22 protein-coding genes are annotated in these 26,434 nt (G+C 50.8%); 13 read left to right on the top strand and 9 right to left on the bottom strand.

All coding sequences use genetic code 11. The features are described from left to right. Positions 1–204: 204 nt before the first annotated feature. Entirely contained in the window at positions 205–1,461 is a 1,257-nt protein-coding gene (locus tag G9409_RS09995; protein WP_166808622.1) for a DEAD/DEAH box helicase, read from the bottom strand. Positions 1,462–1,621: 160 nt separating this feature from the next. Continuing rightward, positions 1,622–2,788: an NAD(P)-dependent malic enzyme gene (locus G9409_RS09990; protein WP_166808621.1), complete on the bottom strand. Its 1,167-nt coding sequence runs from the start codon at positions 2,786–2,788 to the stop codon at positions 1,622–1,624. A gap of 733 nt (positions 2,789–3,521) precedes the next feature. On the opposite strand from G9409_RS09990, the gene G9409_RS09985 reads away from it, so the two are divergent. Further along, a complete protein-coding gene (locus G9409_RS09985; RefSeq protein WP_006366640.1) occupies positions 3,522–3,740 on the top strand; it encodes a cold-shock protein in 219 nt (72 codons plus the stop codon). A gap of 80 nt (positions 3,741–3,820) precedes the next feature. Here G9409_RS09985 and G9409_RS09980 read toward each other — a convergent pair whose 3' ends face one another. Then, positions 3,821–4,105, bottom strand: a complete 285-nt coding sequence (locus tag G9409_RS09980) for an HU family DNA-binding protein (protein ID WP_255372200.1) — start codon at positions 4,103–4,105, stop codon at positions 3,821–3,823. A gap of 524 nt (positions 4,106–4,629) precedes the next feature. Here G9409_RS09980 and recC point away from each other — a divergent pair. The 4 genes from recC (at position 4,630) to G9409_RS09960 (ending at position 14,076) form a co-directional block, all read left to right on the top strand. Beyond that, positions 4,630–7,845, top strand: a complete 3,216-nt coding sequence (recC, locus tag G9409_RS09975) for an exodeoxyribonuclease V subunit gamma (RefSeq protein ID WP_166808620.1) — start codon at positions 4,630–4,632, stop codon at positions 7,843–7,845. Continuing rightward, complete coding sequence (gene recB / locus G9409_RS09970; RefSeq protein ID WP_166808619.1) at positions 7,842–11,462, top strand: exodeoxyribonuclease V subunit beta; 3,621 nt, start codon at positions 7,842–7,844, stop codon at positions 11,460–11,462. Before recC ends, recB begins: the two co-directional genes overlap by 4 nt. Further along, positions 11,459–13,207, top strand: a complete 1,749-nt coding sequence (gene recD / locus G9409_RS09965) for an exodeoxyribonuclease V subunit alpha (protein ID WP_166808618.1) — start codon at positions 11,459–11,461, stop codon at positions 13,205–13,207. The genes recB and recD overlap by 4 nt, the downstream gene beginning before the upstream one ends. A gap of 71 nt (positions 13,208–13,278) precedes the next feature. Further along, complete coding sequence (locus tag G9409_RS09960; RefSeq protein ID WP_166808617.1) at positions 13,279–14,076, top strand: bestrophin-like domain; 798 nt, start codon at positions 13,279–13,281, stop codon at positions 14,074–14,076. 90 nt (positions 14,077–14,166) lie between these two features. Here the strand turns inward: G9409_RS09960 and G9409_RS09955 are convergent, their stop codons facing one another. Both G9409_RS09955 and G9409_RS09950 read right to left on the bottom strand, forming a co-directional pair. Continuing rightward, the gene (locus tag G9409_RS09955; protein ID WP_166808616.1) at positions 14,167–14,844 is read right to left on the bottom strand and encodes a hypothetical protein; all 678 of its coding nucleotides are present in this window, start codon (positions 14,842–14,844) and stop codon (positions 14,167–14,169) included. Between the two features lie 104 nt (positions 14,845–14,948). Next, on the bottom strand, positions 14,949–15,365 hold the full coding sequence (locus G9409_RS09950; protein ID WP_328700138.1) for a C40 family peptidase: 417 nt from the start codon (positions 15,363–15,365) through the stop codon (positions 14,949–14,951). Here G9409_RS09950 and G9409_RS12165 point away from each other — a divergent pair. The 4 genes from G9409_RS12165 (at position 15,345) to G9409_RS09935 (ending at position 18,963) form a co-directional block, all read left to right on the top strand. Next, a complete protein-coding gene (locus G9409_RS12165) occupies positions 15,345–15,506 on the top strand; it encodes a hypothetical protein (protein WP_328700137.1) in 162 nt (53 codons plus the stop codon). The genes G9409_RS09950 and G9409_RS12165 overlap by 21 nt on opposite strands. 366 nt (positions 15,507–15,872) lie before the next feature. Further along, positions 15,873–16,691 carry an SDR family oxidoreductase gene (locus G9409_RS09945; protein WP_166808614.1) on the top strand — a complete coding sequence of 273 codons (819 nt, stop codon included), beginning with the start codon at positions 15,873–15,875 and terminating at the stop codon, positions 16,689–16,691. 140 nt (positions 16,692–16,831) lie between these two features. Then, positions 16,832–17,875, top strand: a complete 1,044-nt coding sequence (locus tag G9409_RS09940; RefSeq protein WP_166808613.1) for a BMP family lipoprotein — start codon at positions 16,832–16,834, stop codon at positions 17,873–17,875. Between the two features lie 95 nt (positions 17,876–17,970). Next, positions 17,971–18,963, top strand: coding sequence for an SDR family oxidoreductase (locus tag G9409_RS09935; RefSeq protein WP_166808612.1), 993 nt, complete (start codon positions 17,971–17,973; stop codon positions 18,961–18,963). Here the strand turns inward: G9409_RS09935 and G9409_RS09930 are convergent. The 4 genes from G9409_RS09930 to G9409_RS09915 all read right to left on the bottom strand — a co-directional run bounded on the left by G9409_RS09930 (position 18,960) and on the right by G9409_RS09915 (position 22,206). Then, positions 18,960–19,730, bottom strand: coding sequence for a class I SAM-dependent methyltransferase (locus G9409_RS09930; RefSeq protein WP_166808611.1), 771 nt, complete (start codon positions 19,728–19,730; stop codon positions 18,960–18,962). The genes G9409_RS09935 and G9409_RS09930 overlap by 4 nt on opposite strands. A 95-nt stretch (positions 19,731–19,825) precedes the next feature. Continuing rightward, positions 19,826–20,020 (bottom strand): hypothetical protein, encoded by a 195-nt coding sequence (locus tag G9409_RS09925; RefSeq protein ID WP_006366652.1) that lies wholly within the window; start codon positions 20,018–20,020, stop codon positions 19,826–19,828. 111 nt (positions 20,021–20,131) lie between these two features. Next, on the bottom strand, positions 20,132–21,466 hold the full coding sequence (locus G9409_RS09920; RefSeq protein ID WP_166808610.1) for a dihydroorotase: 1,335 nt from the start codon (positions 21,464–21,466) through the stop codon (positions 20,132–20,134). Positions 21,467–21,492: 26 nt separating this feature from the next. Continuing rightward, complete coding sequence (locus G9409_RS09915; RefSeq protein ID WP_166808609.1) at positions 21,493–22,206, bottom strand: fumarylacetoacetate hydrolase family protein; 714 nt, start codon at positions 22,204–22,206, stop codon at positions 21,493–21,495. Between the two features lie 155 nt (positions 22,207–22,361). Here G9409_RS09915 and G9409_RS09910 point away from each other — a divergent pair, with 155 nt between their 5' ends. Genes G9409_RS09910 through G9409_RS09895 form a run of 4 tightly spaced genes read left to right on the top strand, consistent with a single transcriptional unit; the run spans position 22,362 to position 26,248 of the window. Continuing rightward, the gene (locus tag G9409_RS09910; protein WP_328700136.1) at positions 22,362–22,985 is read left to right on the top strand and encodes a 5-formyltetrahydrofolate cyclo-ligase; all 624 of its coding nucleotides are present in this window, start codon (positions 22,362–22,364) and stop codon (positions 22,983–22,985) included. Positions 22,986–22,998: 13 nt separating this feature from the next. Then, entirely contained in the window at positions 22,999–25,137 is a 2,139-nt protein-coding gene (gene ppk1 / locus G9409_RS09905; RefSeq protein WP_166808680.1) for a polyphosphate kinase 1, read from the top strand. Then, the gene (gene rpiB, locus G9409_RS09900; RefSeq protein WP_076791043.1) at positions 25,134–25,568 is read left to right on the top strand and encodes a ribose 5-phosphate isomerase B; all 435 of its coding nucleotides are present in this window, start codon (positions 25,134–25,136) and stop codon (positions 25,566–25,568) included. Before ppk1 ends, rpiB begins: the two co-directional genes overlap by 4 nt. Next, on the top strand, positions 25,559–26,248 hold the full coding sequence (locus G9409_RS09895; protein WP_166808607.1) for a CBS domain-containing protein: 690 nt from the start codon (positions 25,559–25,561) through the stop codon (positions 26,246–26,248). The genes rpiB and G9409_RS09895 overlap by 10 nt, the downstream gene beginning before the upstream one ends. Positions 26,249–26,434: the final 186 nt, after the last annotated feature.

Below are 26,434 nucleotides of genomic sequence, written 5' to 3'. Positions count from 1 at the left end.
CGCTTCTTTCAATAATACCAAATTGGTGGATTATTTTCCTTTATTTATGGAGATGGTGCCTGAAGGCCATGCACTTGCGCTCAGACCGGCAATAGGACAAAGAGGAGAGGGGTGGGGGAGAAGAGATATCCCGGCATGGGATTTCAGAAAATCCGATGCCGGGGATTGCTGCTCTATTCAGGAGGAACGCGCCACTCTTCCCGGTTACCTGGTGCGTCCCGGTCCGGATGACCAGCGTTTCGGCGCAGTTTTGGCCGGAGGTTTCGGACCCGGGTGGCCTGAATTTCCTCTCCCGTTCTGTTTCGGTGCCTTGACCGGATTATGATCCATCAGGGGGAAGGGGTGATTGTCAATAACGGGTATTTTTTTGCCGATAAGTTTTTCAATATCCCGCAGGTACTCTTTCTCCTCGGCATCGCAAAAAGAGTACGCCGTGCCTTTTGCTCCGGCTCTTCCTGTCCTTCCGATGCGATGGACGTAGGTTTCAGCAATATTTGAGATCTCAAAGTTGATCACATACTCCAGTTCATCAACGTCAATGCCGCGGGCGGCGATATCCGTTGCCACCAGAACACGGGTAGTCTGGTTCTTGAAGTTTGACAGAGCTCGCTGGCGGGCATTCTGTGCCTTGTTACCATGAATGGCCTCGGCACGGATATTATGATGCGAAAGGAATTTAACGACCTTGTCAGCACCGTGTTTTGTGCGGGTAAAGACCAGAGCAGTTTTAATACGCTGATTGTTGAGGATATCGACCAGGAGGCTGTTTTTATTTCCCTTGTCAACAAAATAGATGTGCTGCTGAATGATATCAACTGTTGACGATATCGGGGTTACCGAGACCTCGGAAGGGTTATGCAGTATGGTACCTGCAAGCTTGACGATTTCAGGCGGCAGTGTGGCTGAAAAGAAGAGGGATTGTTTCTTCTTTGGCAGTACGGTCAGTACTTTTTTAATGTCGTGGATAAAACCCATGTCGAGCATGCGGTCAGCTTCATCCAGCACAAATATTTCAACATCCCGCAAATTGAGAAATCCCTGATTCATGAGATCAAGCAGTCGGCCCGGTGTGGCAATAACAATGTCGACTCCATTTCTCAAGGCTGAAATCTGGGGGTTCTGATTGACCCCTCCGAAGATGACCGTATTGTTCAGTCCGGTATGACGACCGTAGGCCCTGAAGCTTTCACCGATCTGGATGGCAAGCTCTCTGGTCGGGGTGAGAATAAGGCTTCTGATTTTCCGTTTTTTCTCATTGCTATGGCTCGCGCTCAGCAGCTGAAGAATCGGAATGGCAAACGCCGCTGTTTTTCCTGTGCCTGTCTGGGCACAGCCCAGAAGGTCATTGCCCTGAAGTACAATCGGAATCGCTTCGGCCTGTATCGGGGTTGGGGTTGTATACCCCTCTTCCTGAAGAGATTTTAAAATTGGCTCTATAATGTCCAAAGAGTGAAATTGCATATGGTAAATAATTGTTCAATTGTTCGTTATGGTAACTTCGACTATATGTATGATTGTTATGCTCACCACATATTCCGAGGTTGCGCATAACCGGTTCACTGCAGACGATCATCTGAACAGGTGACGACCGTCTGCAAGCAGAACCTTTTCCGGTTTGTTTTCAGGCCGCCGGAGCAATGACGCTGTTCAGCGAGATTTCAGAAATGACGGCAACAATATTTTCGACAACCTTTTTGTTGAAAGCTGTCGGCATAAGCTTGTCGTGTGTAGGCTTGATGGAGTAGGCGATTGAGGAGGCTACAGCCATTTTTATCTCCGGTGTGACCTGTTTGATACCCGTCTTCAGCAATCCTTTGAAGAGTCCGGGAAAGACCAGGGCGTTATTGACCTGATTCGGAAAGTCGGATCGGCCGGTGCCGACAATGGATGCTCCGGCCCTGAATGCGAGATCAGGCATGATTTCAGGAGTAGGATTTGCCATAGCAAAGATGAACGGCTCACTCTTCATCCCTTTCACCATGCTCTCGGTCACGATGTTTCCTTTTGATACTCCGACAAAAACATCAGCACCCGTCATGGTGCTCTGCAGATCACCTTTATGCTTCGCCCTGTTGCTGACTCTGGCAATGGCCTGTTTGATCGGATTCATTCCCGGCCGGCCTTCGTAGATCGCGCCCTGGGTATCAACGAGCACAACATCCTTGACTTCGGCATAGATCAGGAGTCTTGCGATTGCAATACCGGCAGCACCGGCGCCATTGATGACGATATGGAGTTCATTCAGATTCCGGCCGGTTACACGGCAGGCATTGATAATTGCCGCAAGGGTGACAATGGCTGTTCCGTCCTGGTCGTCATGAAAAACAGGAATGGAGAGTTCGTTTTCAAGCCGTTCAAGTATCTCAAAACAGCGCGGAGCGGAAATATCCTCCAGATTGATGCCTCCAAAACTGGGCTCGATAAGCTTGCAGAATTTTACGATATCGTCGACATCGGTAGAGTTTATGCAGAGGGGAATGGCATCAATATCTGCGAATGACTTGAAGATTATGGATTTGCCTTCCATTACCGGCATGGCTGCTTCAGGCCCGAGGTTTCCCAGACCCAGTATAGCCGTTCCGTCAGAGACTATCGCGACCTGATTGGCCCGGTTGGTCAAGGTGAAGGATTTGGTTTTATCATGACCGATTTCAGTACAGACCGCAGCAACTCCCGGAGTGTAGGCCAGAGAGAGATCGTTTTTGGTTTTAAGGCTGACCTTTGATCGGATTTCGATTTTACCTCTTGATTTGAGGTGCAGTGCAATTGACTCTTTGGAGTAGTTCATTTTGTTCAGGAACCCGGGTTTCCTGTGAAGATTTAAAGGTAAATGTGGTGAATTCAGCTCTTGTACTGAGTATTTCTCTGAAAGCCCTCAAGCTTTCCAAAAAATAACGTACCTGCGGAAAGGGTGAATGAAAGGCAGGGCAATATAGATTATTTTCTCGTTCTTAACGTGTTTGATCCAAATAAATTAGTTCAACATATATTTCGTTGTTCTACCATAATTTACAAGAATCCGCCACTAAACGTTCCCTCTGGCGGTTAGTACGTCGGAATTCAGTCGCACCATTTGTTGACCGGGTTTTCCATAACGAAAGGCTTGGTGTACGTCTCTTTTTACTGGCGTGTGAGTACGTAAAGCTTGCGCGATAATGGCGTAAATGGTATTTTTCCCTATAGCGTGACCGCACTCGTTGTAGATGACGGTCGGGGTTTATCCTCAATAGCCCATGCTCTACTGAATGAATATGGTATGCAATATGCCGTATAACCGGTATTTACTTCTTTTGTTTTTATCGTCAATTTTAATCGGTCAACGTTACGCACAACGAGTTGAAGCACCAGCGGGCGGTATGAGGAGCATCCGGACGCTCTGATTATCCGGTATGCTCACTCGCTCTTTTTCTGCAGCAGATTGTAACGCTCCTGTTTCAGTTCGCTCTTCGTTGAGCAAGCGGGATATACATGAGGGTATGGGCTGGTTCAATAGACTTCATTCAATCTGAAATAGTACTCTTATGGCAAAAAGTGTCGTAAAGTGGTTTGATGGCAAAAAAGGGTACGGCTTTATTGTCAATCCTGACGGGGGAGAGGATATTTTTGTTCACTACTCCACCATTGATTCCGTACACCGCTTCAAGTTTCTCAATCAGGATGCTGAAGTGGATTTTGAGCTTGATGATTCCAAGCAGAGATTACAGGCCAGGTATGTCAAAGAGATCTCCATTGCCTCCTGAGCGCTGAACACCGCAAAAAAAAAGTCCATCATGCCTCGTTGCATGATGGACTTTTTTATAAAAACTGCAAAACGCTCCTCTTAACCGCCAACTTCATCCTTCAGCGATTTTCCGGGTCTGAACTTTACCACTTTTTTTGCGGCAATGGTTATGGTTTTGCCGGTCTGGGGATTACGTCCCTGACGAGCAGCCCTGTCTACAGTTGCGAAAGTGCCGAAACCGGCAAGTGGCACATCGTTACCGTTTTTCAAAGAGGCTTTTACAATACCGATAAAGGCCGTGAGAGCCCGGTCAGCATCTGCTTTGGTCAGTTTGGCCTGCGCGGCAATTTTCTCGATTAATTCGGCTTTAGACATAGGGTGTATATTTTTAGGGTTAAGGAAAAAGCATGTATCAGGTCAAATTGGCGATTACCTATTGTGTCAGTACCTCTGTTATGAACGTGCAGGAGCGGGCTGATCCTCTTTCCCTGAGCAAAATCCGCTGCTCGTTTGTTGCAAAACCGGTTTTGAGACAGGAGCGGCAGCGTCATTGATGCTGTGATTGTGCTCGCTTATTATAAAATAAACCAAAATATATATAAACTTTCAAAGTTCACGCTGTCGTTATACGCAACCAATACGCCGCTCCTGCCATTATTTTATACCTTTTCCATAAATATTGTTATACAGACCATATTTTCAGCATCAATTTTGTGCAAAGTGATCTATTTTTTATGCTGATACAAGCGGAGTGAGATGGATGGGCAATGAGCAGATTTTGCTTTGCATGCTTCTCCTCCCTTACCCATCGTATTACGGTAACTGCCGTTTAATGCTGAAGGTCAAGAAGAGATGAATTTGAGTGGTTATTGTGCATTCTGAACTGATAAACCCCCTGAACCTGCTCCATGCCACTTAATCTCTACACAAGCAACCGGATGGAAGTTCTGGTTGCTACTCTTGGCGATACGCTTAGCAAGCCGTTGACCTCTGCATTGCAGAGCGAGATGATCGTTCTGCAGAGCAGGGGTATGCAGCGCTGGCTTTCAATGGAGCTTGCCAGTCGTTTCGGAGTCTGGGCCAATGGTCACTATCCCTTTCCAAATGCCATGGTTACCGGGTTGTTTGAGTGTATGCAGCTCGATCAACCTGACAGTTCATCGTTTTCAAAGGAGGTGATGACCTGGAAAATTATCCGCCTTCTCGGGGAGATGACAGAGCTTGAGGTATTCAGGCCGCTTCAAAACTATCTTGCCGATGACCGGAACGGTCTGAAATGCTTCCAGCTTGCCGGTAAAATTGCCGATACCTTTGACCAGTACACCCTTTTTCGCTCCGACCTGCTTGCAGGCTGGGAGGTGATGGAGGATTCCGGGGCCGGGGAGTGGCAGGCGGTACTGTGGCGTAAGCTGGTGGATGAGGCTTCCGGAAAACACCGGGGGAGCCTGAAGGATGAGTTCTGCAGAACGATCAGAAGCCGCCAGGGTCACGTTGCCCGGTTTCCTGAACGGATCGCTCTTTTCGGTATCTCCTCTCTTCCCGGATTTTATCTGGAGATGCTCTCTGCGGTTTCGGAAATCGTTGACGTCAATCTTTTTATCCTGAGCCCGACAAAGGAGTACTGGGGTGATATTGTCTCCAGAAGAAGGGTTGCCGGGATGCCTGCTGCCGAAAAGGCTTTGCATACCGAAGGCAATCCGCTGCTTGCTTCACTTGGCACCATTGGCCGCGATTTTTCCGGGATGGTTCTTGAGCTGAACGATGATGCCGTCGTAGAGGAGGAGCTCTATGTTGATCCGGGAGAGGATTCGCTTCTCCATCTCGTGCAGTCAGATATGCTCAATCTCGCTGATGCGGGGTCGGATGGCGTACGGCGTAAGGTTGATGCAGTGGATCGCTCCGTGCAGATTCACTCCTGTCACAGCCCGCTCAGAGAGATTGAGGTTTTGCATGATAACCTGCTGTTCATGCTTGACGAACTGCCCGGTCTCAAACCCAGAGATATCCTTGTGATGCTGACGGATGTTGAAGCCTACTCTTCATATATTTCAACGGTATTTGGCCGGAGCGGAGAGGGGGTTCCGGCTCTGCCATACACCATCGCCGATCGCAAGTTTCTCAATGAGGGTGAGATTGCTTCATCGATGCTCAAACTGCTCGATATCGAGGGGAGCCGCATGACGGCGCCGCAGCTCTTTGACCTGCTCTCCACTCCACCGGTGAGCCGAAGATTCAACCTTGAAGAGAGCGGCCTGGAAACCATACGGGAGTGGATTGAGGAAACAAACATCAGGTGGGGTATCAACGAATCGGACCGGGAGGCAAGGGATCTTCCCGCATACCGGGAGAACTCGTGGCGGGCCGGTCTTGACCGTCTCCTTCTGGGCTGCGCCATGCCGGAAAGCGGCGAGCTGTTTGCTGGAATTCTTCCCTGTGAAGATATGGAGGGAGGGGTTATTGAACTGCTCGGAATCCTTGCCGGTTTTATCGATTCCATTGAAAGGCTTGCAATCCGGATCAGGAGTGCGCGTACTCTTGAAGAGTGGCAGGAGTTCTTTCTTGCCATGCTCAATGAGTTTATCATGGCCGATGATGAGTCCGAAAGAGAACTTGCGGCCATTCATGGTGTGGTGAACACAATCAGCGACTTTGGCCCGAAATCCCGTTTTACAGGGGAGGTTCAGCCTGCGGTGATGCTTTCGTGGCTGCGGATGAATCTTGAACAGGAGGAGCACGGTCTGGGGTTTATGACCGGCGCAATAACCTTCTGCTCAATGCTGCCGATGCGGAGCATTCCTTTCAGGGTTATTGCCATGCTGGGCATGAATGACGGGGCATTTCCACGTCAGGATCGCTCTCCGGGCTTCGATCTTATCGCCAGGGAGCCCCGCCGGGGGGATCGCTCGAAACGGAGCGAGGACCGATACCTTTTTCTTGAAACCATCCTTTCAGCCCGTGATCGGCTTTACCTGAGCTATGTGGGTCAGAGTGTTCGGGATAACAGTGAAATTCCCCCCTCTGTGCTCATAAGCGAACTGCTCGACGCCATAGAGAGGGGGTTTCTCTTTTCCGGCAATGAGCGTGCTGAAAAGCACCTTGTTGTCCGCCATCGCCTCCAGGCCTTCAATTTGGCATATTTTACCAAAGGGTCACCTCTTTTCAGTTATTCACGGGAGAACTTTCAGGCGCTTGCGGGTTTTGCTTCAGCAGACAGTAGCTCCGTTTCCTTTCTTGATGAGCCGATAGAGGAGCTCTCCGAAGAGCATAAAACCGTTTCCCTTGACCGGTTGATCCGTTTTTATGATAACCCGGCGGCGTTTTTTCTCTCCGAACGCCTCGGGATACGATTCGGAGGGTCAATAAAGCCGCTGGAAGAGCGGGAACCCTTCTCTGTCGGCGGGCTTGACGGTTATTATATGAAGCAGGAGCTGCTCGATGAGGAGCTACAGGCAGGCAATCCCGAACGTCTGCTGCCGATTTTTCGCGCCAGGGGTCTCCTTCCTCCTGCCCGGCACGGCGAGATGGTGTTCCGGAAGATGGTTGATGAGGTAAAGGCTTTTGGCGGAGTGGTGCGACAGAAAACCGGAGGAGGAGCTCCTCTTCCCCCGCTCAATGCAGAGCTTCATCTTGGTACTTTCCGGCTCACCGGTTCTCTTGAGCGGCTTTCCGCCTCCTGCCGGATGCAGGTGCGCTGTGCATCCATGAAGCCGAGAGATCAGATACGGAGCTGGATTGAACATCTGGTGCTCAATGCCGTTGCGCCGGAGGGTTACCCGCATGAGAGTGTGCTGGTGATGCAGGATAAGGCAAAACGATACCGATCGGTTCAGGATGCCCCGTTGCTTCTTCAGCGAGTGCTCGACTACTTCTGGGAAGGTCAGAGAGAGCCGCTGCCCTTTTTTCCGGGGGCATCGCTTGCATGGGCCGGAAAATATGGAGAGGATGTTGCCATCCGGCTTGAAGCGGCTGACACGGCATGGAGTGCGGGTTACCTGTCAAGCGGTGAGGGTGCCGATCCGGCAATTCAGCGATGCTTCGGTTCCGAGCCCCCGTTCACTGATCGTTTCAGAACCATCGCCGATGAGCTGCTTCTTCCCATGCTGGAGTGCGGAGAAAAGGCATGAGTATGAAACAGCTTGAACTCGGCAGTGTTGAACTTGCCGGAATGAATCTTATCGAAGCCAGTGCCGGTACAGGAAAGACCTATGCCATCGCATCGCTCTATCTTCGCCTTCTTCTGGAGTCCGGGCTGAAGGCGGAGCAGATCCTTGTGGTGACCTATACCGAAGCCGCTACGCAGGAGCTTCGCTCAAGGATCCGAAGCCGGATACGCGAGGCGCTGGATGTTCTGGAGGGAGCCGGCACCGGTGATCCCTTTCTGACCGAGCTCTCAAAAAGAGCCCGGGAGGCCGGCACCGGAAGGGAGAAGGGAGTGCTCGACCAGGCTCTTGCCGCTTTCGATACGGCCGCGATATTTACCATTCACGGCTTCTCCCTCCGAGCCCTTCAGGAGAATGCCTTTGAAAGCGGTTCACTCTACGACACCGAGCTTGTAACTGATGAGAGTGAACTGTTGCGGGAGATTGTCGATGACTTCTGGCGGCACCATTTTTTTTCTGACACTCCGGATCTTCTCGGTTTTGTCCTGCAGCAGAAGAGCTCTCCCGAGAGTTTCATGAAACTTCTCAAAGGGGTGCACTCCTCAGGAGGCGGTGAGATTGTTCCGCAATTCACTCCGATGGAGATTCTGTCCATCGAACAAAGATGCATGCAGCGCTTCAATGAGATTTCAGATCTCTGGCGGGATGAGGGTATGAGTGTGCAGTTTCTGCTTCAGACCGACAAGGGACTCAGCCGCTCAAGAGAGCACTATCGGACGGATCTGCTGCCGGATCTTTTTGACTCGATGGACCGCTTTGTACGTGCGGCAAATCCCTATGACCTCTTCACCGGTTTCGGTAAGTTCACAGAGAGCGGTCTTGCGGGAGGCACCAAACCCAAAGGCAGTGCGCCTCAGCACCCTCTTTTTCAGCTATGCGAAGCCTTGAACGCGCTGGTTTTCGAGCGCTTTGTTGCCCTGAAGTTCGAGCTTATAGCCTTTTATCACGAGAATATGCCGCTTCGAAAGAAGGCTAAAAATGTTCGTTTTTTCGATGATCTGCTCGCTGACCTTTATCATGCGCTCGACAGCGAAGAGCTGGCCTCAGCACTCCGCACACAATACAGGGCCGCCCTGATTGACGAGTTTCAGGATACCGATCCGGTTCAGTATGAGATTTTCAGAAAGATCTACGGTGGCTCCGGTGCGCCGCTCTTTCTGATTGGCGATCCCAAACAGGCGATCTACAGCTTTAGGGGGGCAGATATTTTTGCCTACCTGAGGGCCGCCGAAGAGGTAGAGGAGAAGCGGCGTTTTACCCTGACCTCAAACTGGCGTTCCGATTCCTCACTGCTTGATGCCTTCAATACCATTTTTGATCAGCAGCGCCTCCCTTTTCTTTTTGAGGGTATTGTCTATCATCCGCTCACTCCCGGAGAGAGCCGGGAGGCGGCCGGATCTGTTGAGCACCAGGCTGGAGCAGGGGAGCGGCCGATGCAGATCTGCCTGATGGAGCCCGGAAATGAGAGTGGCACCTTTACGACCGGCAGTGCGGAGCGTTTTGCCGCCGAGGCCTGCGCATCTGAAATTGAGCAACTGCTCTGTAACGGTTTCAACGGAAGCTCCTTTCCTCCGGATTGCTTCCTGAATGCCGGTGACATAGCCGTTATTGTCCGTACGCACCGTCAGGCTCGCATGGTGCAATCAACACTGCGCTCAAGGGGAATCTCCGGAGTAATGCGGAGTGATGAGAGCATCTTTGTTTCAAGCGAGGCCGAGGAGGTTCGAATTCTGCTCGCAGCACTCTCCGATCCCGGTGCAGAAACCCTCGTGCGGACGGCTCTGGTGACCGATATCCTCGGTCTGTCGGGTAACGATATTGACCGCCTGAATCGTGATGAGACCCTCTGGATTCCCTGTCTGGAGCGCTTTCACCGTTACCATCGAATCTGGCTTGAACGGGGTTTCATGGCAATGGCCAGTGAGTTCATGAGTAATGAAGCGGTTCGCGCCCGTCTTTTACGCTTTTCCGACGGTGAACGCCGGTTGACCAACGTGCTGCACTGCTTTGAGCTGCTTCATCGGGAGGCAGAGGCGCGGCGGCTTGGTGTTGAAGCACTTGCATCATGGTTCAGTGAACGGATTGCCGCAGGGGAGAGTGCCGACGAGTACCAGATTCGACTTGAAAGCGATGAGGCGGCAGTCAGAATTGTCACCGTTCATGTGAGCAAGGGACTTGAGTATCCGGTTGTGTTTGCGCCATTCCTCTTCGGCGGGATCAATGCCGGAAAGGATGTTGTGCAGTTTCATGATGAAAAGGGAAAGCTGGTAAAGGATTTCGGTTCAGACACCATTGCTGAAAACCGGAGTGCTGCCGAAAAAGAGACACTGGCTGAAAACCTCAGGCTTCTCTATGTTGCACTGACCAGGGCCAAGTACCGATGCTATCTTTTCAGTGCCAGAGTTGTTGACGGACGGAAAAAAGAGAGCACACTCCTCTCACCCTTAACCTATCTGTTTCACGCCTCAGCAGAGGCAAAACGCTCGCCCGGGCTTGTGAGGGCGGTAACCGAATCGATACGCGCTCTCGGTGCCGGTGAGATGGCCGTGCAGCTCACAGAGCTTGCAGATGCCTCCGGGGGTTCGATAGGGGTTCGCACGATTGAAGCGGCTGAAGCTCTGCCCATGGAGCACCTTCCCGCTTCTTTCGGAGAGGAGATTTATACTCCTGAGGTACACTCCTTCAGGGGTCAGATCGAACGTGTATGGCGGGTTTCGAGTTTCACCTCCTTCAGCCGTCATGAACCGAAAGCGACTGAACTTCCTGACCGGGATGACCGGGAGGGGGCGATGGTGCAGGCCGCACCACTGAAGAGTGGAGAGCGGAGCATTTTTTCGTTTCCACGCGGGGCGGGAGCGGGGATCATGATGCACTCAATATTTGAAAAGCTTGATTTTGCCTCCCCCTCCGGGGAGTCGGTAGCGCTCCTTTCCGAACAGAGTCTTGCCCGGCACGGGTTTGCAGGGGAGTGGCTCCCTGTTCTTTTACGGATGATCACTGATGTCCTCAACACTCCGCTCTCTTCGGGAACCGGCTTTTTCACGCTTGGCGCTCTCAAGCCCCGAAGCTGGGTAACGGAGCTGGAGTTTTTCTTTCCGCTCAGGCAGGTGAACGCCAAAGCGCTCGGTGAAGTGCTGAAGCGTTATGGCCTCTCTTCAGAAGGTGTTGATCTTGTCGCCCTTGCCGGAGTGCTCGATTTCAGGGAGGTCAAGGGGATGCTTATGGGGTTCATCGATATGGTGTTCGAGCATGAGGGCCGATACTATCTGCTTGACTGGAAATCGAACCATCTTGGCAATAGTGTTGAAGAGTACCGCAGTGACTCCCTGAAAAGAGCCATGCAGGAGAATCTCTATCCGCTCCAGTATCTGCTCTACATCGTAGCGCTGAACCGTTATCTTGCTCTTCGGGTGGCAGGCTACACCTACGCTTCACATTTCGGAGGGGTAATCTACATCTTTTTACGCGGGGTCAGCCCGCAAGAGGGGGAGTCAGCCGGGTTTTTCCGCGATCTGCCCTCCGCCGGGCTGATTGAGGCATTGACGGATATTCTTATTGAAGACGGGGAGGATGAAGGGTGAACAGAGAGTTTCATGAACGGTTGATTGACCGCCAATTTGCCCGGTTTATCTCTGGTATTGCCGGAAACGATGATGAGTTGTTTGCCCTGCTGATTTCCATGGCAAGCAATGCTCCCGGAAACGGCCATATATGCCTCAATCTTGAAGATCTTGCCGGAGAGAGCCTCACGGTTGAGGGGAAAAGCTTTGATCTTCCCGCTCTTTCCGCGTTGAGAGAACTCTTGATGAGCACCGCTACAACAGGAGTTCCGGGGCAGTTCCGTCCGCTCATTCTTGACACAAAAAGCCGGTTCTATCTCTATCGTTATTGGCGATATGAGCATGATCTTGCCGTTGCACTTCTTGAAAAAGCGGAAGGCACGGCAGGGTGTGTGGATGAGGAGCTTCTCGCAGAAGCACTTGAGCGACTCTTCACTGACACCGTGCCCGGTGCGGATAACCGGCAAAAAGCAGCCGCAGCGATTGCCCTTCGTCGGCAGCTCTGCATTATTACCGGGGGACCGGGCACCGGCAAGACATCGACCGTGGTCAGGATTCTTGCCTTGCTGCTTATGCAGGAGGGCGGGTTGAATCTGCGCATTGCCATGGCTGCTCCTACAGGCAAGGCCGCAGCAAGACTCAGGGCTTCGGTGAGTGATATCCGTCGTGATCTTGACTGTTCCGAGAGTGTTAGGAGTGCCATCCCCGAGAGTGTTGTTACCATTCACCGTCTCCTCGGAACAGCTTTCCGATCGCACCGTTTCCGTTATGGTGCCTCAAACCGGCTCCCTTATGATCTTGTCATCGTTGATGAGGCCTCCATGATTGCATTGCCTCTGATGCATGCTCTTCTCCACGCACTCAGGCCCGGAGCCCGCCTCATCCTGCTTGGCGACAGGGACCAGCTCGCTTCGGTTGAGGCAGGGGCGGTGCTCGGTGATATCTGCACTGCCGGAGAGATGAGCACTGCCTCACCGCTTGGCCGGTCAATGGTGATGCTGGAAAAAAATTTCCGCTTCAGCGAGAAGAGCGGCATTGGAGAGCTGAGCCGCCTGATCAATGCCGGCAGAGGGGAGGATGCCATGCATCTCTTGAAAAGCAGTCCACCGGGTACGCTCTCATGGCAACAGCTCACCTCCCCTGAAGAGCTGAACAGATTGCTGCCCGAAAAGGTTGTTGATGGATATCGAAGCTATAGTGAAGCAACGACACCCGCAGAGGCGCTTGAGCGGTTCGAACGTTTCAGGATAGTATGTGCACTTCGCGACGGTCCGTTTGGTGTAAGCGGCCTCAATGGGGAGATTGAGAAGATTCTTCGCCGTGCGAATCTGATTTCCGCTTCCGGACCGGACTACCGGTGCAGGCCTCTTCTGGTTACAGCTAATGATCACAGACTTCAGCTGTTCAATGGAGATACCGGAATTCTTTTTCCCGATCCGGAGAGTCAGGGTGAGCTGCGTGCATTTTTCCCCGCGGCTGAGGGGGGAATACGAAAGCTGGCACCCGTAAGAGTTCCGGAGCATGAGACCGCATTTGCCATGACCGTTCACAAGAGCCAGGGCTCGGAGTTTGAGAGGGTTCTGTTGATTCTCCCTCCGGCACTCTCCGATATTCTTACCAGAGAGCTGCTCTATACCGCAATAACAAGGGCACGATCCGGTGTAGAGATCTGGGGAGATGAAGAGCTCTTTACTTCAGCCGTCAGGCAAAAGAGTGTTCGCAACTCGGGGCTGACCGATGCGCTCCTGCATGCGGAAAAGGGGTAAAGAGTGGACACTGTTGTTGATGATGACATGAAGGATTGCGCTTCTTTTCTCAAAAATAAACTTCTCGCGAGATGAACGACATTCTGTTTATTGCCGGCATTACAGCTTTTGTCATGTTCTGCTCGATCTTTTGCATGATGATGGTCCGCAGGCGGTTCGGGGTGGCGGAACTCTCAAAGCATAATGATGTCGCAGGCTTTATCTATTCCGTTGTCGGGGTTATCTATGCTGTCCTGCTGGCTTTTGTTGTAATTGTGGAGTGGGAGTTATATCGGGATGCAGAGTCAAGGGCGCATGAAGAGGTTCGCTGCATGGCATCGGTATTCAGGGATGTAAGGGCTTTCAGCGGAAGGCCGGAGGCAGCCGCGATCCAGGAGGAGATCATCGCCTACAGCACTCGGGTTATCAATGAGGAGTGGCCGATGATGGCTGAAGGCAATTCAAGTCCTGAAGCACTCCGCTCCGTTCACCGGATATTTGATCTCACGCTCCGGCTCAGACCGCAGAATGAATATGAGAGCATCTGGTACCGGGAGATTGTTTCAAACCTCAATGATTTCAGCGATGCAAGAAACCAGAGAATTCTGGCAGGAAAGGAGGGGGTAATTCCGCCATTCATGTGGAGTGTCATGATTATTGGCGGTATTGTCACCATCGGCTTCAGTTTTCTTTTCGGTACAAGTAACTCCATGGCACAGTCATTGATGGTCGGCGCACTGGCCTGTATCATTACGCTGGTTCTGCTGGTGATTGTTGCATTTGACAATCCTTACAAGGGGATCATCAGGGTGAAATCCGAACCATTTATTGAACAGCTGGCCCATTTCAAAGGGTATCTGAGCCCGCAGAAGGAGCTCATTATTCGATGAAGTGATGCCGGAGGATGAGCGAGGGCAAAAGAGCGTCAATGCATCAGAGGAGATCGCTTCCCTCTGATGCATTGAGAGAGGGAGCTGATATTAAAACTTGTAAGCCAAGCCGAGAGAGATAACCGGGTAGTACTTCAGACTTTTGATGTTACTCTCAAGATCGGTGGTCTCTTTGGCAAGATTGGTTTTGAAGGTGGCATCAGTGGCAATAGGGCCGCTTGCAGCAAGCGAAACGTTCGGGGTACCCTGAAAGACGACGCCAAGGTCAAGCGCTATGGAGAGGCCGCTGTCGGTGCCGACAGCATTTCCCCATCCGATTCCGGCATAGGGCGAAACGTTGTTGAAGGTAACATCACCGCTGAGTGTGGCAATCTGCGCAGTGGTATAGGTTGTTCCTCCAATGGTGTAGGTCCCCTGGGGGGCACCGGTAGCATTCACCTTGTTGCTGTTGAATACGGCACCCGATGAGAGTCTGAATCCTGATGCATCAAACGGATGCCAGTCGAGCAGCAGCGGAATGGATTGGAGCTTCAGGGTGTAATCATATTTGATATCGCTCTCTGTTGTACTTCCGTCATAGTTCAGGGTGTTAAATCCAGCCCTTGCATTGATGGAGGAGGTAAGGCCGACGGTTACTTCAGCACCCAGCCCTAATGTTCCCCCTTTGAGTGTACCGGCGACATCACCGGTATCGGCGAATGCAGAAGGAGAGAGGCATAAAGAGAGCAGACTCACAAGCACTGCCCGTTTCATCACTCTTTTTTTCATGAACGTAACGGTTATGTTTGAAAGATGAGTATTGTTTGCTTTACCTCACTGTCATCGCTGTAATCTCCGGAGCCGATATCCCCGAAGGGATGAAGCGCGGAATATCAGGATGGCTCGCTATCGATATTGGCGCTTTTCTGCTTTATGCCCGAATAGGCATCAAACAGGCGAACAGCACCGGCAAACCGTTTTTCGTAGTAGTTCTGTTTGAGCTGGTCTTCGGTAATGCCCTTGGTGAGGGAGGAGTGAACAAAGGTATCATTGCCGATAAAGATGCCGACATGGTTGATACGGCTGCCGGATGTCTGAAAAAACACAAGATCACCGGGCTGCAGCTCATTTTTTCCGATTTTATTGCCGATTGCGGCCATCTCTCTTGAAGAACGGGGGAGCTCCATGTTGAAGACCTTGCTGAACATGAATCGAACGAAACCCGAACAGTCAAAACCTGCGGGAGTCTGACCGCCGGAACGGTAGCGGGTTCCGAAATACTGGGTGACATGGACAAAAAATTTCTGCATGGATCCCGAGATCCTGCAGGTTTGCTCGCATTTCTGATCCGATACCTGCCGTTGAGCGATGTCGGAAGTGACCTCGCTATGAGCCGTTTCCGGCAGTTGCACAGCGGCTACGGTGACGCTGAGGAGAGCAATACGCAGTAATCTGGAGAATCTGTTCAGGGGGAAAATCACACAAAATGGTGAGCGCTTACTCTGTTCAGGTGGCATACGCGATAGCCTTTTATTTTAGGTTAAGGTGCGGCTGTCTTGCTGATAAAGTGCATATTTTTAATTATAAGCATATATCAGCAAAGATTCTAACGATTTAGAGCATACGGAGGAATATTTTTTTACTGCTCCGATAAAGGCACCGCTTTTTATTAAGGTGAGCAGCCCGAAAAAAAAACAGAGACGCCATGAATGGATTGTACTCTCTTTTCGTTGTCCGAAAAGAGAAAAACAAAGTACACTCCTGATCGGCGAAACGAGTGAGCGGTTGAAACTATATGCGATACAGGGATCAGCGTTATGCATAAAGAGAAGAGTGAACCGGGATCTCTCGGTATTGTCATCACCGGAGGCAGCAAAGGACTGGGCTATGCTTTTGCGGAAGCTTTTCTTTCGGCCGGAGACAGGGTCGTTCTCTGCGGACGCAATCAGCAGCGACTGGACCGGGCACTCTGCTCCCTGAAAAAATCTTTTCCGCAGAGAGAGGTTTACGGGTTCCGTTGTGATGTTGCCGATCCGGCAGATGTAGGGAGTTTTGCCGGGTTTGCCTCCGAGTGCCTCGGTCAGGTAGACCGATGGATCAACAACGCCGGAACTGCGGGCCGCCTGAAGCGTCCGTTATGGGAGCTGGAGCTGCCCGATATCCTTGAGACATCAGCAACCAATATGAGCGGTTCGCTTCTGCTCTGTGCAGAAGCGGTCCGGCTTATGGATCGTCAGCCCCTGTCAGGCGAAGCGCGCTATCATATCTTCAATATGGGTTTTTCATCTCCCGGAGCCGCATTTTCCCGAAGTGCTGTTCCTCACAAGGCTTCAAAAAGGGGGGTGGCGGAGTTGACCCGTTTTCTTGCAAAAGAGTTGAAAAGCGCCGGGAAAACAGGTATCGGCGTTCATGAATTGAGCCCTGGATTGGTATTGACGGACCTTTTGCTCGTCGATGCTCCGGCTTCGTCGCAGAGGATTCTGAAACTCATTGCTGAAGAGCCGGAAAAGGTTGCTTCGGTACTGGTGCCGAAAATCCGCGCCGTAAGAGGTCTGGATGGAGAGCTCCGCTACCGGTCGCTTGCGTTTACCCTGTTGAAGCTCATTGCCGGTATCGCGAGGTCAACCGCCGTATAGCCTGGGATGCAGACCGTGCTGCTGAATTGATAAAACAGGCATCCGTTCCAGCAGGGTTTTAAATGGAGATAAAATTTCATATTTTCAAGGCCATGAAAACAGCAAGTTAATAGCAGTTTCAACCTTTTTCATCCACTCCAATGAAACATCTGCTTCCTTATCTGCTCACCTTTTTTCTTCTTCTTTCCGGTTGTTCCGGTAAAACAGATGAAAAACAGGGGAAAGAGAGCTCATCCGGTGATAAACTGCAGGTTGGACTTGTTTTTGACATAGGCGGAAGAGGGGATAAATCATTCAATGATTCAGCATACAATGGTCTGGAAATGGCCAAAAAGAAGCATGGCATTAATTTTCTCTATGTTGAACCACAGGGAGAGGGAGCTGATCGTGAAGCAGCTCTGCGCCAGATGGCTTCGGATCCGGATATTGATCTGGTAATAGGAGTGGGCCTGCTTTTCAGTGATGATATCACAAGGATTGCGGCTGAATTCCCGGACAAGAAATTTGCATGCATCGATTATATCAGCAAGCCCGGAGCAGCTATTCCTCCTAATCTCCAGGGAATTGTCTTTGAGGAGAAGAAGGGATCATACCTTGCAGGCGCTCTGGCGGGACTGGTGAGCAAATCAAAAACAGTCGGTTTTATTGGCGGAATGGAGTCTTCGGTTATTAAAAAATTCGAGACCGGTTTTATTGCCGGTGTTCATGCAGTTGATCCCCGCATCAAGGTTATTTCCGGCTATATCGGTATGACCGGGAGTGCCTTTGCCAACCCCTCAAAGGGTAAGGAGCTGGCTCTTGGCCAATTTGCAAGGGGAGCCGATATCATCTATGAAGCCGCCGGAGCGAGCGGTCTTGGCGTCATTGAAGCTGCCAGAGAGACCAGGAAGCTTGTTATCTGCACCGACAGGGATCAGGAGCCGGATGCTCCGGGCTTTGTGTTGAGCAGCATGATCAAGGCTGTGGATCGTGCTGTGCTGAAAACGGTTGAGCGTGCACTTGATGGCTCGTTCAAAGGCGGGTCGGTTGCTGTTTTCGGTCTGGCCGACCGCTATACCGATTACGTCTACAATGAGAAGAATTCGGCTCTGATCGGAGCGGCAAATCATGAAAAAGTAGAGACTCTTCGTAATAAAATCGTGAGCGGAGAAATTTCGGTTGAAGAAAACAGCACCGCACAATAACAGCAGCATAACGTGCGGTTCCGGAATGGCCGGTTATCAGAATTATGCAGAACAGAGAAATGAAGGTTTGTTAATTATTTTGAAGCATTTGATTCGTGAATAAAAAAATTCTGGTAACCGGAGCTACCGGTTTTATTGGTTCCCGTCTTGTTATCAAGCTTGCAGCCTCATCTGATGAAATCTTTGTCCTTGTCAGAAAAACCTCTGATTTGACCTCACTCTCTGATGTCCTGGACCGCATTCATCTTCTCTATGGCGATATAACAGACAGTGACTCGATCCATGAGGCGATGAAGGGGATTGATCTTGTCTATCATACCGCAGGCCTTACCTATATGGGCGACAAGAAAAATGCACTGCTTTACAAAATCAATGTTGACGGAACAAAAAATATTCTGCGCGCAGCCCTTGCTACCGGAGTTAAACGGGTTATTCATGTCAGCTCCATAACGGCCGTCGGGATAGCATTTGACAAAAAACCGGTGAACGAATCGGTTGTCTGGAATTTTGACTCAATCAGCCTGGAGTATGCCAGAACAAAACATATCGCTGAAGTTGAAGTGGCAACTGCCGTCAAAAAAGGACTTGACTGTGTTATTGTCAATCCCGCATTCGTCTTCGGAGCCGGTGATATAAACTTTAATGCCGGACGTATTATCAAGGATGTCTACAACCGGAAACTCCCTTTTTACCCGCTTGGCGGTATCTGTGTTGTCGATGTTGAAATTGTGGCCGAGACCATCATCGCGGCGATGGAAAAAGGGAGAACCGGCGAGCGCTACATTATCGGGGGAGAAAATGTCTCCTACAAGCAGCTGGCCGACACGATTTCAAGGATTACCGGAGCACCGAAAATCCATTTTCCGCTCCCATTCTGGATGGCAAGGATACTGAAGTCGATTCTTGATCTGTACAAGAATAAAAACAGTATCTCGAAGCTCTTCAACCTCTCCATGTTCAGGGTTGCCTCCGAGTATCTCTATTTTGATTCGTCCAAGGCAATTCGTGAGCTAAACATGCGGTTTGAGCCGCACGAACACAGTATTCGAAATGCCTATGAATGGTATCGCGATCGGAATCTGCTTTAAGGTTTGCGGCAGAAGAGCATCATTCTCGGCGAAAGCGTTGCTTCGAAAGGGGAGCCGTCATAGTCACCGGCAATCGTGCTGAGTGAAAATCCCGTTTCACTCAGCATTGACGCTATCTCTTCTCTTGCGTAGACTCTAACTGATTCACTGAAGTTCAGCCTCTCTTCCGAAGGGGAGGTGATGGTGATGGTTTTGGTGATTCTCCCGTTTTCCAGACGCCTCTCCTCGTTAACCGTCAGATCGCCAGCCATCCTGCATGAATGCGGAACAAGCGTCCGCTCAAGATGGATTGGGTTGATCAGATCGAGCACATACCACCCTCCGCGCTTCAACGCGTCATAAACCCTTTGAAGAACAAGCATGTCCTCCTCTTTGGTCGTGAAGTAGCCGAAACTGGTGAAGAGCTGTACCACCAGATCAAACCGCTCCTGTTCCTTGATCGCCCTCATATCGCAGCCGGTAAGCTGTACGTTGAGGCAGCCGTTCGCCGCCTCTTTTCTGGCCTCTTCAAGCAGAAAAGGGGAGAGATCGTTTCCGGTTACCGTGTAGCCCAGACGGGCAAATTCAAGAGCGTGACGGCCTGCTCCGCAGGCAATATCAAGGACGGAAACCGAGTGACAGGGCTTGCGGTCAAGCTCTGTCAGAGCGAGAATGGTGAGGATGCAGCGTTCAGCCTCATCCCTGTTTCTGTGACTGTAGAGCTGAAGGTAGAAGGGATGGTTAAACCACTCCTCGAACCACGCTGATGGATTTTCTGTTCCCTGCATATCGGAACTCTCGGGTATGGCGGTGAAAAAAGAGACGGGAAAAGGAGGGAGTGCAGGGCATCAATTGCAATGCCCTGTACTGATCTGCCGGGCAATTATTTTGCGTAATCGCTGATAGCTTTTGCCAGAATAGGCTGTTCATTCTCGCCATTCGGGATTCTGACATGTTTTTCAACGAATTTCCATGCATTGCTCTTTTCGGATTTTACGGAAAAAACAAGCTTGGCCATTTTGAAGTCGCTGACACCGGTTTTTTTACCTTTATCTCCAAACGTTTGTTTCTTTGCCATGACGTGTGCGTTAGTTCTTGTTGTTAATACTCGGCACTAAAAGATTTTGCCAAAAATGAACAAGAAAGTAATGAAAATAATAACCGGAAGCAAGTAATCTGTATAAAGGAATCAGTGCCGCTCCGGTTCCGAAAAGAGAAGCCTCCCCTTGTGGAATATTCCGCTCGATTTTCCTTTCAGCGTGCGATTAAGAAAGGGGGTGTTTGATGATTTGGAGCGAATCGATTCCGGAGTGCATCGCCACTCCTTTTCGGGATTGATGAAGGTGAAATTGGCAACTTCGCCCGGCGCGAAAAGAATCGGTTTGAGGTTCATGATTCTCCGCGGGTTGACCGAGAGCAGTTCAATGGCCCGAGAGATGGAGATAATCCTCTTTTCTACCAGTTCTGTCAGGGTAAGGCCAACCGATGTTTCAAGTCCGATAATGCCGAACGCCGCCTGGTCGAGGGGGCACTCTTTTTCATGTGATGCATGCGGGGCATGGTCTGTGGCAATGGCATCAATCGTTCCGTCGGCCAGCCCCTGCAGAATGGCTTCAAGATTCTCCCTTGAGCCAAGCGGCGGTTTCATCAGATAGTTGCCTTTATCTTCAGCCTGAAACAGCGACTCATCACAGAGGGTGAAATGGTGGGGTGTAACCTCACAGGTCACAGCCAGTCCTTCACGCTTTGCCTTGCGCACAAGATCAAGTGCGGCTCCGGTACTGATGTGAGCAACATGATAGCGTGGTTTTCCCAGCGGTTCATGCAGTTTGTGCTTCTGCAGGTACTCCATCAGCAGCAGGTCTCTTCCGAGGGTAATGGCTTCGGATATGTCCGGAATACCTTTCAGACCGAGTTGTGCTGAAAAAACACCTTCATTCATGACCGCACCCTGGGTAAGGGATTTGTCTTCGCAGTGCTGAATGATGAGGAGATCAAAGTTTGATGCATACTCAAAAGCGAGCCGCATGATCTGACTGCTCTGAATAGCCGTTCCGTCATCTGATATGGCCGTTACTCCATAGGATCGGAACTTTCCGAAGGGGGCAAGATGCTCTCCGCGGCTCTCAACAGTCATCGCACCGACAACTTCAAGATCGACCGCCAGATTTGCGGCGTGATGACGGATATAAGCGACGCCCAGCGGACTGTCTATAACCGGTTTTGTGTTCGGCATCAGGGCGACCCCGGTAAAACCTCCGGCAGCCGCAGCTTCCGAACCGCTTTCAAGCGTCTCCTTGTACTCCTGACCGGGTTCCCGGAAATGGCAGTGCATATCAAAAAGGCCCGGAGCGAGAATCTGGCCCCGAAGGTCAACAATCCGGTCTTCGGGTGAAGAGGGAAGCGTGTCATTATCGAAGGCGAGCGCTTCAATGATACCTACATCGGAGACCTTTATGGATCCGGTGCGGTCAAGCTTTTCAAGAGGATTGAGCAGACGGGCCTGCTGAAAAATATAACTCATGGTTCCGGTTCAATTATTTACTGGTGTCAGAAAACGTTGGCTCGCAGTTCAGCAACCACTTCACGGCTTCCGGCTCCCGGTCGGGAAACCTGGCATTTCAGTGCATCACCCGGCCTGACGGCGCCTACTCCTGCGGGTGTCCCCGTAAAAACAAGATCACCGCTTCTTAATCCGTAAAGATACGACAAATAATGAATAAGCATGGCCGGGGGATGGAGCATTTCTGAAACCGCCCCCTGTTGTACCGGCTTGCCGTTCAGCTCCAGCGAAATTTCAAGATCGAGAGGAAAGAGCGCTTCACTGAAGGGAACAAAATCGGAAATCAGGGCGCTTTTGCGGAACCCTTTGCTCTTGAGCCACGGGTTGCCCGATTTTTTGGCCGAGAGCTGTTCGTCACGCAGGGTCATATCAAGTCCTGCACCAAATCCGCTGATGAAAGTTGCAGCCTCCTCAATGGAGCAGCCATCGGTTGATTTGCCGACAAGCAGCACAAGTTCTGCCTCATAATGCATGTTTTCAGAAAGCGGTCTGCCATGAAAAACAGGTATGGTAATCATGCCATCAGTTTCAAGGGCAGTAGGGGGCTTCATAAAGATAATCGGTTCCGCACTCTGCCGGCTCTGAGCTATCATTGCCGCTGCTTCGAGCTGCTGCATCTCAAGGGCATGATCGGAATAGTTTTTCCCGACACAATAGATGGCACCGGGATGAATGGAGTTTCGGAGGATCAGGTTTTCCACGCGTTCACCAGGTTGGGATTGTGATGCTGTTGTCTGCTCTCTATGGCGTTCCGGGCGCCCTTTCCTGGGGAGTACGGCATGCAGGAAAGAACACTATTTTATTATTTTACATTTTATAATGTAGCTGATCTGTTCCATATTATTGGAAAAGAATCATGAGGAGTGAGGGGTGGAACCCTCCCGGCTGTCGGGAGAGCTCTGTAGCAGCGGCAAAAGAAGTGACAAGAGCCCTGATGGCGGAGATGAGAGGAGCGATTTGTTTAGAGCGCAGGCGTATCATGAGCGAAGCCATTTCCGCTCATGTGCTCTCTCTGCCGGAGGTTATGAGTGCCCGTCTTATTGATCTCTATATTCCTCTGCCCGCTCAACCGGAGGTGAACACCTGGCCGCTTGTTGAAGCGTTGACCCTCCTGAATAAACAGCTTGCTGTTCCTGTTGTGCAGGATCAGGATCTCTGTTCAGCGCTCTACCGGAAAGGTGAACCCCTGAGGGTAGCAAGATTCGGCCAGCCGGAACCTGAAGTGTTGGTGAAGGCTGATGAATCGATGCTTGATGTTGTGCTTATCCCGCTGCTTGCTTTTGACAGAAGCGGATATCGTCTTGGTTATGGCAAAGGTTTTTATGACCGGTTTCTTCACCGGCTCTCTCTGGAGGGTTTTCGCCCCTTGCGTATCGGACTTGCTTTCACTATGCAGATGATTGACACAGTGCCTCATGATCCATGGGATGAGCCCCTTGACGGAGTTGTTCATGAAGAAGGATTTATCAGATTTACATAATTTCAGGCTAACTATGCTGCAAGGGAGTGAGGTGAGCAGACCGGAGAGGGTTCAACCGGATTTTTTTGATACCGCTTACTATGTCAATCGGGAGCTGAGCTGGATCTATTTCAATCAGCGGGTCCTTGAAGAGGCGTTACAACCCGATTTTCACCCGCTTCTCGAAAGGGTGAAATTTATCTCGATTTTCAGCTCGAACCTTGACGAATATTTCATGATCCGGGTTGCCGGTCTTGAGGATCAGTATGAAGCCGGTATTCAGGACAGAACCATTGACGGACTTACTCCGGCACGTCAGCTTGAAAAGATCCGCACCATGGTACTGCAGCAGCTCAGCCAGAGAAATGAGTGCTTCTATAATGACCTCATTCCGGCGCTGAAACGTCATGGTATTGAGTTTCTGCGTTTTTCCGGACTCTCTGTATCCCAGAAGGAGGTGTTACGTCACTATTTTCGAAAGGAGATATTTCCGGTACTCACTCCGCTTGCTTTCGATACCGGACACCCCTTTCCCTTCATGTCCAATCTCTCGTTGAATCTTGCCATAGAGCTGGAGGATGAAGAGAACCGGGCGTTGAAGTTTGCCCGTGTGAAGGTTCCGAGCATACTGCCGCGGTTGCTCCGTCTGAATGATATCGAGGGATTTGAAGCGGGCGACGAAATCATCCGCTTTATCTGGCTTGAAGATCTCGTTGAGAATAATCTGGAGCAGCTCTTTCCGAAAATGAGGATTATCCAGTCACATCTCTTCCGGCTGATTCGTGATGCGGATATTGAAATTGAGGAGGATGAAGCAGGTGATCTTCTTGAAACCATAGAGCAGGGTCTTCTTTCACGCAGGTATGGAAAGGTTGTGCGGCTGGATGTTACTCCCGATATGCCGCAGTCGGTCAGAAAGCTGCTGATGAAAAATCTCGAGGTGACATCTCGCAATGTTTACGAGATCGGCGGAGTGCTCGGTCTGGGTTGTCTCATTGATCTGTTGAAGATTGACAAGCCTGAACTCAAGGATGAACCGTTTGTTCCCTATAACCGGATTGAGGAGGAGTACGGAGAGGATCTGTTCGGAGCCATCAAGGCCAAAGATCAGCTGCTTCATCACCCATATGATTCCTTTCAGCCGGTTGTTGATTTTATCAACCAGGCCGCAGTGGATCCTGATGTGCTCTCCATAAAGCAGACACTTTACCGGGTAGGCGGCAACTCTCCGATTGTCAAGGCACTGATGAAGGCGGCTGAAGAGGGTAAACAGGTGGCTGTACTTGTGGAACTCAAGGCACGGTTTGACGAAGAGAACAATATTGTCTGGGCAAGGGCACTTGAAGATGTCGGTGCGCATGTCGTCTATGGTCTTCCCGGCCTGAAGACCCATGCCAAGCTTACCATGATTGTGCGCCGTGAGCAGCACCGCCTGAAACGCTATCTGCATCTTGGTACGGGAAATTATAATCCGGTAACAGGTAAAATCTACACCGACTACTCGCTTTTTACGGTCAATGAGCGTCTGGCCAATGATATCGCTGAGCTCTTCAACGCCCTGACCGGGTATTCCCGGCACACCGGATATAAAAAGCTGCTTGTCTCACCGATCAACACCAGAAAACGGATCATTGAACTGATTGAGCGGGAGGCAGAGTGGAGCCGGAAATCGGACAGGGGGAGAATCATCATGCAAATGAATGCCCTTGTCGATGCGCAGACCATACGCGCACTCTATAAAGCATCCTGTGAAGGGGTGAAGATTGATCTCATTGTCCGGGGTATCTGCTGTCTTAAACCCGGCATTCCGGGAGTCAGTGAACATATCCGCGTTATCAGTATTACGGGACGCTTTCTTGAGCACAGCCGGGCCTACTATTTTCAAAATGGAGGCAGGGCGGAACTCTTTCTGGGCAGTGCCGATCTTATGCCGAGAAATCTTGATCACCGGGTTGAGACCCTCTTTCCGGTTTTTGACAAAGCATGCATCCGTTCGGTTAAATCCGATCTTGACCTGATTCTCTCTGATAATGTCAAGGCATGGCAGATGCAGGCCGACGGAACCTACTCTCTTGTTGATAATGATGCGCCGGAAATCAACAGTCAGTCACTCTTTTTAAGCCGATCTACCATCAAAAAAACATCGTTCAAATTTAAAGTCAAAGAATTATGAAAATAGCAGTTGCAAGTGATCATGCCGGTTTTGAGTCAAAGAAAACCGTTGTCGCATGGCTTGAAAAGCACGGTTATGCGTGCAGTGATATGGGCCCGTATAATGAAGAGTCTGTCGACTATCCGGATTTTGCCCGTAAGGTTGCACAAGGGGTAGCGGCTGGTGAGTTTGATCAGGGTGTTCTGCTCTGTGGAACAGGAATCGGAGTTTCCATAGCCGCCAATAAAGTCAAGGGTATTCGTGCTGCCCTTGCCTGTAACCCTGAATTTGCCACCCTTGCCCGGCAGCATAACAATGCCAATATTATCTGTTTTTCCGCCCGCTTCAGCGATAAAGCGACCATTGAACAAAGCCTTCAGAACTGGTTTGCCGCCGAATTTGAAGGGGGACGCCATGAACGCAGAGTTGAAAAAATTGAACCATGCTGCTGAGTGAGTGTATAGAGCGCCGTCTTGATACCACCTATCCGTTTTTCACGGATGATGCTCCTGCGGCTGAAGTTTACGCGCTTATGCGTCAGGGGCACCTTGCGTCTGCGCCGGTACTGCATGAGGGAAAGGTCTGCGCAATGGTTACGATTCCGGATCTTGTGACGGCAGTCCAGTCGAAAAAAACAGCTGCGCTCTCGCTGCGCGATCTCGCGCTGCCGGAGCAGGGCGGTATCGGAGTTCATGAGCATCTCTTTGACATTTTTCCAGGAGCGCTCCTCTTTCCCGGAACCATCATTCCGGTTACCCGTGATGACGGCAGCTACGCCGGAACGATTGAAAAAAAGGTGGTTCTTGAGAAAATTGCAGAGGTGTTTCATCTCGGAGAGGAGAGCCTGACGCTTGAGCTTGACGTGCCCTCCTCAGGCCTTAAGCTCTCCGAAGTCATAGCCTCGATTGAGAAAAATGATGCCACCGTTCTCAGCAGTGGCCTCTACCATGCCGATTCAGAAGGGGAGGGGATGATTGTCACCTTTAGGGTTCTGACGCACGACTGGTTCCGTCTGGTGCAGAACATGGGGAAATACGGCTATTCGATCCGTTACTCAACACCGCTCTCCGATGAGGGCGAGGATGAAATGAGAGAGAAGGCACTGGAGTTTATCCGTCTCATGGACATGTAGGGCACAGCTATAGATCTGTTCCGCAATTTGATTGCTGCGTTGGGTGGTGCTCGATATCCTCATGTACTACGAGTACACTCCGGTATCTGCGCTCCATCCGCCTTGCACTCAAACTGCTCACGACGATTTTTAGCGTTGCCCCTTTTGCATATACAGCGATGGGCCACTAACGACAGTCTCCTGATC

This window comes from Candidatus Chlorobium masyuteum (assembly GCF_011601315.1).
Classification (GTDB): domain Bacteria; phylum Bacteroidota; class Chlorobiia; order Chlorobiales; family Chlorobiaceae; genus Chlorobium; species Chlorobium masyuteum.
This window is presented reverse-complemented; position numbering and strand designations above follow the sequence as displayed.